Genomic DNA, 14,334 nt, shown 5'->3' on the forward strand with positions numbered 1-14,334 from the left:
CGGTGACCAGCTATCCGGCCAGAGAGCCGCCTGCGGCCACCAACTGCGCGGTGAGCAGCATTGCGGCGAGCATGACCAGCCGGAAAAGCGCACGCCCGGACCTCCCGGCGCGGTTGAGGATCAGAGTCGCAAGGGCCACGCCGACCACAGCTGCGAAGAAGACCCAGGAGACGCTGGGGACCTCCAAGACACGTCCGTTCAGCGGCCCAACTGTGACGGCTGCGGCACCCAGCAGCACGGCAACCGAGGCGACAGCTGCTGAGACTCTGCCGCCGAGTCGGTGCGGAAGTCCCCGCACTCCGGTGCGGGCGTCGTCGTCGAGGTCCGGCAGCACATTGGTCAGGTGCAGGGCGATGCCCAGAATGCCGCCGGCGAAGCACGCCCAGGGTGCTGCCAGCTGCGGCTGGGGTGCCGAGAGTGTGGCTAACGAGGGGAAGAGCCCGAAGGTGATGATGTAGGGCAGCACAGACAGTGCTGTGGATTTGAGACCGGCGTTGTAGGACCACGCCGAGACCAGCACCACCGCGTGGGCACCCAGCAGCCCCGGGCCCATGGGTGCCGAAAGGATCAGCGCCGCTGCCAAGCAGCTCACAGCTGCGATCCACGCTGTGCGGACCCTGAGCTCACCGCAGGCAATCGGCTTGTCCTGCCGGCCCACCGCACGGTCCCGCTCGGCGTCAATCGCATCATTGGAGATGCCGACGGAGAGCTGCCCTGCGAACACGGCGGCCGCAAGCAGCGCGATCCGCCAAGGGCTCAGCCCCACTCCGAAGCCCAGCGCGGCAGCAAGCACAGTGACGACTGCTGTGGGCCCGGGGTGAGCGGACCTCCACAGGCTCAGTAGCGTCTTGACCTGCGCAGCCCTCATGACATCTAAGTCTCTCACCCTAGGGCTGGGCGGCAGATGTCACCTCAACGGGGGTCCGCTGCGAGGCCATTGCCCACAGTAGGCAGGCGACACCGAGCAGCAGCCCATGAACAATCCGCGCGCCGCCGGCAGCGAAGAACTGCGGCAGATAGAGGGCGATCAGCACGGCAAGTGGAATACCGGACCACCGCAGGTGCCCGGCTCGCCAGGTGTCCACGGCTACGAGGATCGCTCCGATTGCAGCCACGATGAGCCCCAGTCCGAAAAGCACTACTGCCACGGGTTCTCCTCGAATCACAGCTTCGAACTCCATCAGCGAGAGGTCTTCCCGCCGGAGGGCGGCGCGGCCCAGCACATGCAGAGCGAAGGTCTCAGCCCCGTAGTAGGGCAGCAGTGCGGCGACCCCCAGGACTAACAGCGCCTTGGTTCTGATTGCCAGTCCAGCTGACACTACTGCTGCCGTGGCCAGAAGTGCCCATCCCACCATGCCGCTGAGATGGGAGAACACCCAGAGCGAATCGGCAAAGGCGGCGGCCTGAGCCTCGGGACTGCCGGCCTTATCTCCCCAGGGGCGCAGCAGCGGAAAAGCGGCGAACGCAGCGCCGCTGAGTCCCATCAGGGTGAAGGTGAGGGGACTGACTCGCCGTTGGGAGTGAGAATCGCGGGCCATCTGGCTCTCCTTTTCAGTGAACGATGTTCTCTCAAGGGGAGTCTAACACGTAGGTGAACAGTGTTCACTGAACTACTATGGAGGTATGATCGCTCGTTCCGAAGCAAAGGCCCGCACCAGGCAGCAGCTGCTGTCCGCCGCGCAGGAGGCAGTGCAGAAGGAGGGCGCCTCGGCACTGTCCTTACGAGGCGTGGCCCGGCGCGCCGGGGTGGTTCCCTCGGCGGTCTATCGGCATTTCGAGTCCCGCGATGCCCTCCTGACCCAACTCATCCTCGACGCCTACACCAGCCTTGCCGAAACCCTGGAGGCGGCCGTGGGGACCCGGATCGCCGGCGATTCCTGGCGCCGGGCAGCACAGGCACTGAGGGCCTGGGCGCTGCGGCATCGCCATGAGTTCCTGCTGATCTACGGAACCCCGGTGCCCGGCTACCGAGCACCGGTGGAGACTGTGGCGGCCGCAGCTCGGGTGGCGGCTGTGTTCATCTCACGTGTGCCTGATACGCCGCAGGAGCACCTGAACGCCTCCCTCCATGCGCAACTGGCGGGCCCAGCCCGGGACTTCGGCGTCTCACCCGCGCAGCTCGGCCAGGCATTGGCGGAGACTTCCCAGTTGGTGGGCGCCCTGGTCCTGGAGCTGGGCGGACATTTTGTCGGCACGGCTGATCCCGCCGATCACCTCTGGAATCAGATACTCGAGGCTCAACAGCAGCGTCAGTCCGGCGCCGAAGCCCCCTCGGAGATCACCTGAAAGCCTGCACGGCCAGCAGTGCTGCCATCACCACCAGGGATGCCCCGGCCCCGCCCTCGATGATCCGGGTCCAGCGCAGGCTCGCCGCGCGGCGCAGCCCGGCGATGAACCAGGCGCAGACAAAGCACCAGATCAGCGAGGAGGCCATGAACGCGGCGAAGAACACCAGCAGTGAGTTCAGTGGAGCCGTCTCCCCGAGCGCCCCGCCCACCGCGCCACCGGCCCCGCCCCAGTAGGCCACATTCCACACGCTGGCCAGCGACATCAGGGCACCGGCCACCAGCGGACCGCGCAGCGGGCTGGAGGACGCGCCGCTGGCCTGGATTTCCTCAGCCTCCGGCGGCCTGACTGCGGCATACACCCCTTGGGCCCCTAGAAAGGTGAGCACCAGGCAGCCGGCCAGGGTGATCGGGATATGCAGCTGAGGCTGGGTCAACAGCGCGGCAGCACCTGCCAGCCCGAGGATCGCCCAGGCGGCGTCTCCCACTAGAGAGCCCACCTGCACTGCGAAAGCGGGCCGGAATCCGCCGCGTACCCCACGCCGGAGCGATTCGGTGAAGATGGGGCCGGGTGCTGCGTTGAAGACCAGGCCCAACCAGAATCCGGTGAGGATGACCTGAATCATCTCACCCATAGTGCACAAGCCTCATGCGGCGGCGCGCAAGGCCTGGGCCAGGTCCTGATACAGGTCCTCAGCCGCCTCAATGCCCACTGAGAGCCTGATCAGCCCTTCAGGGACAGTCTCCGGCTCACCGGGATGGCGACGACGCCGCTCCGCCAGAGACTCCACCCCGCCCAGGCTGGTTGCCGGGGTCCACACCTGCAGGCTCTCCAGCACTGCGTCGGCAGCCTCCAGGCTGCCGGTGTCGATGGTGATGATCGCCCCGAAGCCTCCGTCCTCACCGCCGAACTGAGCCTTCGCCCGCTCGTGCTGAGGGTGGCTGTCCAGCCCGGGGTAGGTGACCCTGGTGAGGGGGACGGCGTCGTCCTTGCTCAACTCATCAAGACGGCGGGCCAATATCTCCGCGTTGCGCTCGGCGGCATCCAACCGCACCGCCAGGGTGCGCACCCCGCGCAGCGCCAGGAACACCTCCATGGGCCCCGGGATAGTCCCGTGAAGGTTCCGGTGTGCATGCAGGGCCGTGTGCAGCGCGGGATCAGCGGTGACCGCCGCGCCCATGATCACATCCGAATGCCCGGAGATGAACTTGGTAACCGAATGGATCACCACATCCGCCCCATGCTTCAGCGGGTTCTGCCGCAGCGGGGTGGCGAAGGTGTTGTCCACCGCAGTGCGCACCCCCAGCTGACGGGCCCCGGCAATCAGCGCAGGTACATCAGCCACCTCCAGCATCGGATTGGTGGGTGACTCGATCCACAGCAGAGCCTGCGTGTTCTGGGCCGCCGCCAGCTGGGCGGCCTCACGGACCGTGCTGAGCACCTGCTCGGTCTCGGTGATATCCACCCGGTGCAGGCTGAAGTGCCCCTTGGCCGCCAGCTGTGCGGCCAGGGTGTAGTACCCCATATAGGCATGCTTGGGGATGATCAGGTGCCCGCCGAGGGGCAGCTGGCTGATCACCGCGGAGATGGCGGCCTGCCCGGAGGAGAACAGCAGCCCGTGCGCCCCCGCCTCCAGCTCCGCGAGCAGCTGCTCCAGCGGCTCAAAGCTGGGAATCCCCTCCCGGGCGTAGACCTGCGGGTAGGCCACACTGGGCCGGTACATATAGGTGGAGGTGAAGTCCACCGGCGGGTTCACCGGGGAGTTGGGCTCATGCGGGCGGCCGGCGGCCACCACTCGGGTGCGCTGATTCTGTGGCATCGTCACTAGCCTAGCCAGTCGCTGAGGCGGCCGATCGCATCGGCGAGCACATCGTGGCGCTTGCAGAAGGCGAACCGCAGCAGATAGTTCAGCTCATCCTCAGGGTTGTGCTGGGTGCTCGGCAGGGTCAGTGAGGAGACCGGGATCGCCCCCACCCCGGCCGCTGAGACCAGCTCGGCAGCGAACTCCGCTGCCGTCTTCGGGGTCACGCCCCGCACATCGGCCAGCACAAAATAGCCGGCATCAGGGCTGAAGACCCGCAGCCCCGCCTCTGCAAGCCCTGCCGCCAGCAGGTCCCGGCCGGCACGCAGCTCAGCCTGGTTCTGCGCGAAGAACCCCCGGTCATCCTGCAGCCCCTGCGCCACCGCATACTGATACGCCCCACCGGTGCAGAAGGTGGTGAACTGCTTGACCCCGCGCACCTGATTCACCAGCCGGGCGCTGCCGGTCACCCAGCCCACCTTCCACCCGGTGACGCTGAAGGACTTGCCTGCCGAACCGATGGCCACCGCCACCTGGTCTGCCCCGGGGATGCTCAGGATGGTGGAATGCCCCGCAGCATCATCGAGCATCAGGTGTTCATAGACCTCATCAGACATCACGACCGCACCGCCTGCGGCCGCTATGCCCACAATCGCCTCCAGCTCTTCGCGGGTGAACACCGCACCGGTGGGGTTATGCGGGGAGTTGACCAGGATCATCGAGGTCCGCTCAGTCACCGCAGCCTCCAGGGCCGCTATATCGGGCCGGAACTCCGGGGCCCGCAGCGGAACCGTCTTCAGCTCCGCCCCGGCCAGGGCCGCAATGGCACCGTAGGAGTCGTAGAACGGCTCGAAGGCGAGCACCTCACTGCCTGCCGGTGCGAATGCCAGGATGGTGGCCGCGATCGCCTCAGTGGCCCCGGTGGTGTGCAGCACCTGATCTTGGGGATCCAGCTCAACGCCGTAGAACCGCCGCTGATGTGCCGCCACCGCCTCCCGGAACCACGGGAAGCCCGGCCCCGGGGAGTACTGGTTGGTGGGACCGGCATTGGTGCTGATCGCCTCGGCGGCGGCCTCGCGCAGCCACTGCGGCCCATCGGCATCGGGGAAGCCCTGGCCCAAGTTGATCCCGCCGTGGGTCATGGCCGCAGCCGTGGTGCGCTCATAGATGGTGGGCAGCACTGTGGCGGTGGCGGCGTCGTATGTATTGGCACCGGCAGCAGACCGGGCCCAGGGCGGAGTAGGCATACTGCACATGCTAATCCGGATCACCGGCGCGGCCGTGAAAAGATGACGCTATGACTGATCAGCAGCTCACCGTGGGCCAGGCCGGGGAGGATGCCGTGCTGGCCGCGGTGCGGGAGGTAATCGATCCCTTCAACGCCCAGCGCCCAGGCCTGGCACTGGGACCAGGGGACGACGCCGCCGCACTCACCCTGGGCAGCGGGCAGGCCGTGATTACCACCGACACAATGAGCGAGGGCCAGGACTTCCGCCGCCAGTGGTGGCTGGACCCGGAGTCCCTGGGTGCCGCAGAGTTCGAACCCGCCGAGGAGTGGCCCCAGGATGTGGGCACCAAGGCCGCAGCGCAGAACCTCTCCGATATCAACGCCATGGGGGCTGTACCCACTGCGCTGGTGGTGAGCCTGACCCTGCCCCCGCAGACCACGGTGGCCTGGGTGGCGAACTTCTACCGCGGGGTGCTGCGCGCCTGTGAGGCGCCAGGTGCGGGCCGCTGCGTGGTCGCCGGCGGGGACTTTGGCGCAGGCGAGGCCATCTCGGTGACGATCACCGCACTGGGGGAGCCGGCTGCAGGCGGGCAGCTGCTGCGCCGGGACCGGGCTGAGCCCGGCGATGTGCTGGCGGTCTGCGGGCAGCTGGGCCGTGCCGCAGCCGGCCTGGCCCTGCTGGAGCGGCCCGGGGAGGCATCAGTCAGCAGCGATGAGCTCCGGCACTGGCAGGATCACGCCGCGATCATCCGGGAATGCCTGCAGGCTCAGCAGCAGCCGCAGCCCCCGCTGAATGCAGGGCCGGCGGCCCTGGCGGCCGGCGCGAGCGCAGGTCTGGACCTCAGCGATGGGCTGCTGCGCGACGCCGGGCGGCTGGCGGCAGCCTCCCGGGTGCAGATCCGGTGCGATGATGCCGCTCTGGCCGCCGAGGCGCAGCCGCTGAAACCGGTGGCAGGCATCCTGGGCCTGGGCCCGGCGGCAGGCTCAGAGTGGGTACTCAGTGGGGGAGAGGACTACAGCCTGCTGGCCACCTTCCCCGCAGATGCCCCGCTGCCCGATGGCTTCCGCGCGTTGGGGACAGTGGAGCCGGTACCGGCCGATGGCCAGCCCGGGGTCCTGGTGGCCGCTGAGCCCTCGGGCACCGGCTGGGACTCGCTGCGGCAAATCCTCTAGCTGCTGTGCTGCATCTTCCGTCCCAGTTGGGCGAAGGTCCAGCCGTGGTTTTCCCAGTCGGTGGCAGGCAGGACGTTGCGGGCGTCGATGAAGCGTTTGGCGGCGACGAGGTCGTTGAGGTCTGCGGGGGTCAGGGCGCGGAACTCTTGCCATTCGGTGGTCAGGATGACCAGTTCGGCCCCGGTGACGGCTTCGGTGAGGGTGTTGACGTAGCCCAGGCGGGGGTAGCGTTTGGCTGCGTTGCGGTTGCCTTCGGGGTCATAGACGGCGACATCGGCTCCGGCGTTGAACAGCCTGGCTGCGACATCGAGTCCGGGGGAGTCGCGGACATCATCGGAGAGGGGTTTGAAGGTGATGCCCAGTACGGCGATCTTTTTGCCGACGATGTCTTGGTCCAGCAGTTCAAAGGCTCGGGCGACGGCTTTCTTGCGCCGGCGCAGGTTGATCTGATCGATCTCATCGAGGAACTTCATGCTGTGGTCCAGCCCGAGTTCCGCCACCCGGGTCTGCAGGGCGCGGATGTCTTTGGGCAGGCAGCCGCCGCCGAAGCCGACTCCGGCGTTGAGGAATTTCCGTCCGATGCGGGTGTCGTATCCGATGGCATCGGCCAGGGTGGTGATGTCTCCGCCGACGGTTTCGGTGACCTCTGCGAAGGCGTTGATGAAGCTGATCTTGGTGGCCAAGAATGCGTTGGCGGCGACTTTGACCAGTTCTGCTGTTTCAAAGTCGGTGCTGATGAACGGGGTGTCCCGGCCCAACGCTTCGGCGTAGACCTCACGTAGGGTGGCTTCATCACCCGGGTTGCGGGTGCCGATGACCAGCCGGTCTGGTCGCAGGGTGTCTTCTACGGCGAAGCCCTCGCGCAGGAACTCCGGGTTCCAGGCCAGGGAGACCTGGACCCCCTCCTGTGTGGTGTCTTGGACCAGGTCGGCCAGCCGGGCTGCGGTGCCTACCGGCACAGTGGATTTGCCCACGATCAGGGCATCCTTGGTGATCGAGGCTGCCAGGGAGGTGGTGGCGGCATCCACGAACCGCAGATCCGCTCCGGTGCCGCCTTTGACCTGGGGTGTGCCCACCGCGATGAAATGCACATCAGCCCAGGCCCCGACCTGGTCCATGTCGGTGGTGAAGCGCAGCCGTCCTGTATCGACGTGTTTGCGGATCAGCTCCGGCAGGCCGGGCTCATGGAAAGGCAGCTCACCGCGGGAGAGCGAATCGATCTTCTCCGGGTCAACATCGACACCGATGACGTTGAAGCCCAACTCGGCCATACACGCAGCATGGGTCGCACCCAAATACCCGGTGCCAATAACACTGATGTTCTCAACTCGAGCAGTCACAACCACCATCCTATGCCGTCGGCAGAGGGAAAAGAGCAATCAGCGCTGCAAGCGCCTAACGCAGCTCGGTCTCCGGGTTGGCCCGGACCAGCTCAGTGAGCTGATGGGCCGCCCCCACCACGGCCGGAGCGAACTTCCGGCCCGGTTGGCGGGAGAGCCGCTCGATGGGACCGGAGATCGAGACCGCCGCGATCACCCGCCCGGAGGGCCCGCGCACCGGGGCCGATACCGAGGCCACCCCGGGTTCGCGTTCGCCCAGGGATTCGCCCCAGCCGCGGCGCCGCACCCCGGCCAGCACAGTGGGGGTGAATCGCGCCCCCTGCAGGCCCTCCACCAAGCGCTCATGATCCTCCCAGGCCAGCAGCACCTGGGCGGCCGAACCGGCCTTCATCGACAACTGGGTGCCCACCGGGATGGAGTCCCGCAGCCCGATCGGCCGTTCAGCTGAGGCCACGCATACTCGCGCATCGCCCTGCCGGCGGAAGATCTGGGAGGACTCCCCGGTGACATCGCGCAGCTTCAGCAGAATCGGCCCGGCCGCCGAGACCAGCTGGTCATCACCGGCAGCTGAGGCCAGCTCCTCCATCCGGGAGCCGATCACATAGCGTCCGCGCACATCCCGGGCCAGGAACCGGTGGTGCACCAGGGCGCTGGCCAGCCGGTGCACTGTGGGCCGGGCCAGACCTGTGCATTCCACCAGTTGGGCAAGGGTGGCGGGTCCGGCCTCCAGGGCGTCCATGATCATCACGGACTTGTCGATCACGCCGATGCCTGAGGGGGAGCGCAGCGCCGCCAGCCCCTCAGGACCGGGGCCGCCCCGCGCAGCAGTGTTCTGAACCATGCCCAACAGTCTATACAGGGTCTCACATAATGAGACCTGGACTGCCTGCTCTTCAGCCTCCCCGGCAACAGTGGTTCCCTAGTAGTGATGCCCCACCGGGCAAGGCGTCGTCGTTCTTCACCACCATGAAAACCAACGACGGCGCCCACTAGATTTCTGGAGGAACCATGGCTGAGAACTCGGCGGAGAAGCCGCTGACTTTGGCGGAGAAGGTCTGGCGGGACCATGTGGTGGCCCGCGGCGAGGACAAGGACGGGCAGCGCAGCCCGGACCTGCTCTATATCGACCTGCACCTGGTCCACGAGGTCACCAGCCCGCAGGCCTTCGAGGGGCTGCGGCTGGCCGGGCGCCCGGTGCGCCGGCCGGACCTGACCATCGCCACCGAGGACCACAACACTCCCACCCTGGAGATCGATAAGCCGATCGCTGACCCGATCAGCCGCAAACAGGTGGATACCCTGCGCAGCAACTGTCAGGAGTTCGGCATCCGGCTGCACTCCCTGGGTGACGCCAATCAGGGCATCGTGCATGTGGTGGGCCCTCAGCTGGGCCTGACCCAGCCCGGGATGACCGTGGTCTGCGGGGACTCACACACCTCCACCCACGGTGCCTTCGGCTCCCTGGCAATGGGCATCGGCACCTCCGAGGTGGAGCATGTGCTGGCCACCCAGACCCTGCCGCTGAAGCCCTTCAAGACCATGGCGATCACCGTCAACGGCACCCTGCGCCCTGGGGTCTCCTCCAAGGACATCATCCTGGCGGTCATCGCCGAGATCGGCACCGGTGGCGGGCAGGGCTATGTGCTGGAGTACCGCGGCACTGCCATCGAGCAGCTGTCCATGGAAGCCCGGATGACCATCTGCAATATGAGCATCGAGGCCGGTGCCCGGGCCGGGATGGTCGCCCCGGACGAGACCACTTTCGAATACGTCAAGGGGCGCCCGCACGCTCCCCAGGGTGAGGACTGGGACGCCGCGGTGGAGTACTGGCGCTCCCTGCGCACTGATGAGGGCGCGGAGTTCGACGCCGAGGTGATCATCGACGCCGATGAGCTGGACCCCTTCGTGACCTGGGGCACCAATCCCGGCCAGGGTGTCAGCCTCAACGAATCAGTGCCGGACCCCACCCAGTTCCACGATCCGGTGGACCGCGAATCGGCCGAACGTGCCCTGCAGTACATGGACTTGGAACCCGGCACCCCGATGAAGGAGATCCGGGTGGACACTGTGTTCCTGGGCTCCTGCACCAACGCCCGTCTGGAGGACCTGCGCAAGGCAGCTGAGATCATCAAAGGCCGGCAGAAGGACCCGGATGTGCGGATGATCGTGGTCCCCGGCTCGGCCAAGGTCCGCCTCGACGCCGAGGCCGAGGGGCTGGACCAGGTGTTCAAGGACTTCGGCGCCGAATGGCGGTTCGCCGGCTGCTCCATGTGCTTGGGCATGAACCCCGACCAGCTCGAACCGGGGGAGCGCTGCGCCTCCACCTCCAACCGCAACTTCGAGGGCCGGCAGGGCAAGGGTGGCCGCACCCACTTGGTCTCCCCAGTGGTGGCCGCCGCCACTGCGATCCGCGGCACCCTCTCCGCCCCCTCCGACGTCGGTGCTGGTCCCGGCGGCGGGGAGACCCCGCTCGCCTCTCGGCCGGCGGGCGCCGGCCTTCACGCCTAAAGTCGGCGCTTGCTCCGCTCGCGCCTCACAGAGCCTCACAGGAGAACATTCTGATGGAACCGATCATCACCCATACCGGCATCGGCGTACCGCTGAAGCAGTCCAATGTGGACACCGACCAGATCATCCCCGCGGTGTTCCTGAAACGGATCACCAAAACCGGGTTCGACGACGCCCTCTTCCACGCCTGGCGCAAGAAGCCCGAGTTCGTGCTCAACCAAGAGCCCTACAGCCGCGGCACCGTACTGGTGGCCGGACCGGACTTCGGCACCGGCTCCTCCCGCGAGCATGCGGTCTGGGCGTTGAAGGACTACGGATTCCGAGTGGTGATCTCCTCCCGGTTCGCCGATATCTTCTACGGCAACTCCGCCAAACAGGGGCTGCTGGCCGCTAAGGTCGCCCAGCCCGATGTGGAGCTGATCTGGAAGGAGCTGGAGAAGGAGCCCGGCACCGAGATCACCGTGGACCTTCAGTCCTGCACTGTGCGCTGCGGCTCGGTCGATGCCACCTTCGAGATCGACAACTACACCCGCTGGCGGCTTATGGAGGGCCTGGACGATATCTCCCTGACCCTGCGCCAGGAGGAGACCATCACCACCTATGAGGCCACCCGGCCCGGGTTCAAGCCCACCACCCTGCCTGCCAAGGTCTGACCTCTCCCGCCGGAGAGCACCGGTGAGTGGGGCGGCGTCGTGCTCAACCCCACTGCGCATCCAGGAACCCCCATGCTTTTCGGGTACAGTGGCATGGCCGAGAATCCGCCGACTGATCCGAAGGGACCACCTGACTCCATGGCCAAGCTGCTCACCATTCAGGGCGGTAAACCGCTGCAGGGCGAAGTGCACGTCCGGGGAGCCAAGAACCTGGTGCCCAAAGCCATGGTCGCCTCGCTGCTGGGATCGGAACCCTCGCAGCTGCGCAACGTCCCGGAGATCAAGGATGTGGAGATTGTCACCAATCTCCTGACCATCCACGGGGTGAAGGTGGACCGGGACTCCACCGGCGGGACCATGACCCTGGACCCGCGGGAGACCTACTCCGCTGAGCACTCCGAGATCGACGCCTATGCCGGGGACTCCCGGATCCCGATCCTGTTCTGCGGCCCGCTGATGCACAAGAACGGTGAGGCCTTCATCCCCGATCTGGGCGGCTGCCGGATCGGCGACCGGCCCATCGACTACCACCTGGAGGTGCTGCGGAACTTCGGGGCGGTGGTGGACAAGCAGCCCAACGGCATCCACATCTCCGCCCCCAAGGGACTGCGCGGAGCCAAATTGGAGCTGCCCTACCCCTCCGTGGGTGCCACCGAGCAGGTGCTGCTGACCGCAGTGCTGGCCGAGGGCATCACCGAGCTGAAGAACGCCGCCGTGGAGCCGGAGATCCACGACCTGATCGCCATCCTGCAGCAGATGGGCGCGATCATCACCGTCTACACCGACCGGACCATCCGGATCGAGGGCGTAGCCCGACTCTCCGGATTCAAGCACCGGGCCATCCCCGATCGCAACGAATCAGCCTCCTGGGCCTCCGCCGCCCTGGTGACCCAGGGCGATATCTACGTTAGGGGCGCTGCCCAGCGGGACCTCACCGCCTTCCTGAACATCTACCGCAAAATCGGCGGCGAGTTCGAGGTGGACGAGGAAGGTATGCGCTTCTGGCACGCCGGGGGCCCGCTGAAACCGCTGGTCTTAGAGACTGATGTGCACCCCGGCTTCATGACCGACTGGCAGCAGCCCATGGTGGTGGCCCTGACCCAGGCCCACGGTGTGTCGATCGTGCATGAGACCGTCTATGAGAACCGGTTCGGCTTCACCAACGCACTGAAGCGGATGGGCGCGGGCATCCAGCTGCACCGCGAGTGCCTGGGCTCCAACCCCTGCCGGTTCGGACAGCGGAACTTCCTGCACTCAGCAGTGATCTCAGGCCCGGCCGAGCTCAAAGGCGCAGACATTGACATTCCAGACCTGCGCGGCGGGTTCTCCCACCTGATCGCCGCCCTGGCCGCCGCCGGCACCTCGAACGTCACCGGGATCGAGATCATCTCCCGCGGCTACGAGCACTTCATTGACAAGATCGCCGGACTCGGCGCCGATATTGCGATCTCCGAACGCTGAACCGATCTGCCCGGTAGGGTGAAAACAGAGCGAGCCGGGTCCCGGCTCAATGCCAGCGATGAGACCGGAAGCGAACGAACAATGACAGAACCAGTGCGCCGCTCACTCCGGTGGCACCTGGCCGCCGGTATCGTCCGGTCCGCCATGAACCTCGCAATCGGCAGACAGTGGCGCGGGGCCCAAAATCTGCCGGCCAGCGGCTTCATCGCAGTGACCAACCACATCAGCGAGCTCGACCCGCTGGCCGTGGGCCACGCCGTCTACTCCGCCGGCTACACCCCGCACTTTCTGGCCAAGGACTCCCTGTTCCGAGTCCCCGGGCTGGGTGCTGTGGCCCGTGGGCTGCAGCAGATCCCGGTGGCCCGCGGCGACCGCACTGCAGCCAACCGTTCTCTGGAAGTGGCCCGCGAAGTGCTTGCCGCCGGTGGGGTGATCATCATCTACCCCGAGGGCACACTCAGCCGTGATCCCGAGCAGTGGCCGATGCGCTGCAAGACCGGGGCAGCCCGGCTGGCGCTGAGCACCGGCGCCCCACTGGTGCCCATCACCCACTGGGGGGTCCAGGACTTTCTGCCGCCCTATGCCAAGCTGCCCAAGCCCCTGCCGCGCAAGAAGTACCGGCTCACCGTGGGCGAGGCCATTAATCTGGAGGACCTGCGTCAGAAGCCGCTCAGGCGCACCGTGCTGACCGAGGCCACCCAGCGGGTGGAGCAGGCCCTCACCCAGGGGGTGGCGCAGCTGCGCGGCGAGCAGCCGCCGCAGGACATCTGGGACCGGGCGCTGAACCAGCGGGTGCCGCGCAACCAGCTCAAGGCCCGCCAGAGCAAGGAGAACGGCGCGTGAAGCCGCAGAAGATCGCCGTGCTGGGAGCAGGCTCCTGGGGCACCACGTTCGCCAAAGTCCTCGCTGATGCCGGCAACGATGCCGCCGGGCTTCAGATCCAGCTCTGGGCACGCCGCAGCGAGGTGGCTGAAGAGATCACCGCCCAGCACACCAACACCACCTATCTGGGCGATATTCGGCTGCCAGATGCGATCAGCGCCACTGACGATCTGGCTGCGGCAGTCACCGGGGCCGGCGTCGTCGTACTGGCCCTGCCCGCCCAGCACCTGCGCGGCCACCTGGCGCAGGTCAGGACAGCGCTGAGCCCAGAGGCGGTGGTGGTCTCGCTGATCAAGGGCCTGGAGCGCGGCACCAACCTGCGGATGTCAGAGGTCATCGCCGCCGAGCTGGGACTGCCGGAGGGGCAGATCGCCGTGGTCTCCGGGCCCAACCTGGCCATGGAGATCGCCCGCGAGGAGCCCACCGCCTCCGTGGTGGCCTGCCGGGACGAGGCGGTGGCCGAGCAGATCGCCACCCTGTGCAGCGCCAAGTACTTCCGCCCCTACACCAACACCGATGTCACCGGCGTGGAGATCGCCGGGATCGTGAAGAACGTGATCGCCCTGGCGGTGGGAGTCTGCGACGGCCAGCAGCTGGGCGACAACTCCAAAGCCTCGGTGATCACCCGCGGCCTGGCTGAGGCCACCCGCCTGGCCACAGCCCTGGGCGGGAAGCTGGAGACCTTCTCCGGGCTGGCCGGACTCGGGGATGTGGTGGCCACCTGCGCCTCACCGCTCTCACGCAATCGCAGCGCCGGACGGCTGCTGGGCCAAGGGCTCACCCCCGAGCAGGTGACCGAACAGATGACCCAGACTGCGGAGGGCATGAAGTCCGCCTCCGCGGTACTGGATCTGGCCCGGGAACACGGTGTGGAGATGCCGATCACCGAGGCCGTCACCGCAGTGCTGGCCGGCCGGCTGCCGGTGCAGAACATCGCCAGCCTGCTGCTGGCCCGTGAGCTCAAGGCCGAACAGGCCGGCAGCTCCAGCGCCCCCACGCCCA

13 protein-coding genes and 1 pseudogene are annotated in these 14,334 nt (G+C 67.1%); 7 read left to right on the forward strand and 7 right to left on the reverse strand.

Annotation, left to right across the window (positions count from 1 at the left end; all coding sequences use genetic code 11):
* Positions 1-10: 10 nt before the first annotated feature.
* Together GNZ21_RS05225 and GNZ21_RS05230 are read right to left on the reverse strand one after the other, a co-directional pair.
* On the reverse strand, positions 11-868 hold the full coding sequence (locus GNZ21_RS05225; RefSeq protein WP_157322027.1) for a UbiA family prenyltransferase: 858 nt from the start codon (positions 866-868) through the stop codon (positions 11-13).
* A gap of 19 nt (positions 869-887) precedes the next feature.
* The gene (locus GNZ21_RS05230) at positions 888-1,538 is read right to left on the reverse strand and encodes a hypothetical protein (RefSeq protein ID WP_157322029.1); all 651 of its coding nucleotides are present in this window, start codon (positions 1,536-1,538) and stop codon (positions 888-890) included.
* Between the two features lie 85 nt (positions 1,539-1,623).
* On the opposite strand from GNZ21_RS05230, the gene GNZ21_RS05235 reads away from it, so the two are divergent.
* Positions 1,624-2,286, forward strand: coding sequence for a TetR/AcrR family transcriptional regulator (locus GNZ21_RS05235; protein ID WP_157322031.1), 663 nt, complete (start codon positions 1,624-1,626; stop codon positions 2,284-2,286).
* Here the strand turns inward: GNZ21_RS05235 and GNZ21_RS05240 are convergent.
* Genes GNZ21_RS05240 through GNZ21_RS05250 form a run of 3 tightly spaced genes read right to left on the reverse strand, consistent with a single transcriptional unit; the run spans position 2,279 to position 5,334 of the window.
* Positions 2,279-2,920 (reverse strand): LysE family transporter, encoded by a 642-nt coding sequence (locus GNZ21_RS05240; RefSeq protein WP_198345971.1) that lies wholly within the window; start codon positions 2,918-2,920, stop codon positions 2,279-2,281. The two genes, GNZ21_RS05235 and GNZ21_RS05240, sit on opposite strands and share 8 nt — an antisense overlap.
* Before the next feature lie 12 nt (positions 2,921-2,932).
* Complete coding sequence (locus tag GNZ21_RS05245; protein WP_157322033.1) at positions 2,933-4,105, reverse strand: trans-sulfuration enzyme family protein; 1,173 nt, start codon at positions 4,103-4,105, stop codon at positions 2,933-2,935.
* A 5-nt stretch (positions 4,106-4,110) separates the two neighbouring features.
* Positions 4,111-5,334: an aminotransferase class I/II-fold pyridoxal phosphate-dependent enzyme gene (locus GNZ21_RS05250; protein WP_229659547.1), complete on the reverse strand. Its 1,224-nt coding sequence runs from the start codon at positions 5,332-5,334 to the stop codon at positions 4,111-4,113.
* A gap of 50 nt (positions 5,335-5,384) precedes the next feature.
* On the opposite strand from GNZ21_RS05250, the gene thiL reads away from it, so the two are divergent.
* On the forward strand, positions 5,385-6,488 hold the full coding sequence (thiL, locus tag GNZ21_RS05255) for a thiamine-phosphate kinase (RefSeq protein WP_157322037.1): 1,104 nt from the start codon (positions 5,385-5,387) through the stop codon (positions 6,486-6,488).
* Here thiL and GNZ21_RS05260 read toward each other — a convergent pair.
* Entirely contained in the window at positions 6,485-7,837 is a 1,353-nt protein-coding gene (locus tag GNZ21_RS05260; RefSeq protein WP_157322039.1) for a UDP-glucose dehydrogenase family protein, read from the reverse strand. The two genes, thiL and GNZ21_RS05260, sit on opposite strands and share 4 nt — an antisense overlap.
* A gap of 46 nt (positions 7,838-7,883) precedes the next feature.
* A complete protein-coding gene (locus GNZ21_RS05265) occupies positions 7,884-8,669 on the reverse strand; it encodes an IclR family transcriptional regulator (protein ID WP_373868453.1) in 786 nt (261 codons plus the stop codon).
* Between the two features lie 167 nt (positions 8,670-8,836).
* On the opposite strand from GNZ21_RS05265, the gene leuC reads away from it, so the two are divergent.
* From leuC to GNZ21_RS15865, 5 genes and pseudogenes are all read left to right on the forward strand, one after another.
* A complete protein-coding gene (gene leuC, locus GNZ21_RS05270) occupies positions 8,837-10,336 on the forward strand; it encodes a 3-isopropylmalate dehydratase large subunit (RefSeq protein ID WP_157322041.1) in 1,500 nt (499 codons plus the stop codon).
* A gap of 53 nt (positions 10,337-10,389) precedes the next feature.
* Positions 10,390-10,989, forward strand: coding sequence for a 3-isopropylmalate dehydratase small subunit (leuD, locus tag GNZ21_RS05275; RefSeq protein WP_157322042.1), 600 nt, complete (start codon positions 10,390-10,392; stop codon positions 10,987-10,989).
* Between the two features lie 138 nt (positions 10,990-11,127).
* The gene (murA, locus tag GNZ21_RS05280) at positions 11,128-12,450 is read left to right on the forward strand and encodes a UDP-N-acetylglucosamine 1-carboxyvinyltransferase (protein WP_157322098.1); all 1,323 of its coding nucleotides are present in this window, start codon (positions 11,128-11,130) and stop codon (positions 12,448-12,450) included.
* 81 nt (positions 12,451-12,531) lie between these two features.
* Positions 12,532-13,293 (forward strand): lysophospholipid acyltransferase family protein, encoded by a 762-nt coding sequence (locus GNZ21_RS05285; RefSeq protein ID WP_157322044.1) that lies wholly within the window; start codon positions 12,532-12,534, stop codon positions 13,291-13,293.
* Positions 13,290-14,303, forward strand: a pseudogene (locus GNZ21_RS15865) (NAD(P)H-dependent glycerol-3-phosphate dehydrogenase); the annotation flags it as partial. The gene GNZ21_RS05285 and the pseudogene GNZ21_RS15865, both read left to right, overlap by 4 nt.
* Between the last annotated feature and the right edge of the window lie 31 nt (positions 14,304-14,334).

Source organism: Nesterenkonia alkaliphila (assembly GCF_009758175.1).
In the GTDB taxonomy this organism is placed as follows: domain Bacteria; phylum Actinomycetota; class Actinomycetes; order Actinomycetales; family Micrococcaceae; genus Nesterenkonia; species Nesterenkonia alkaliphila.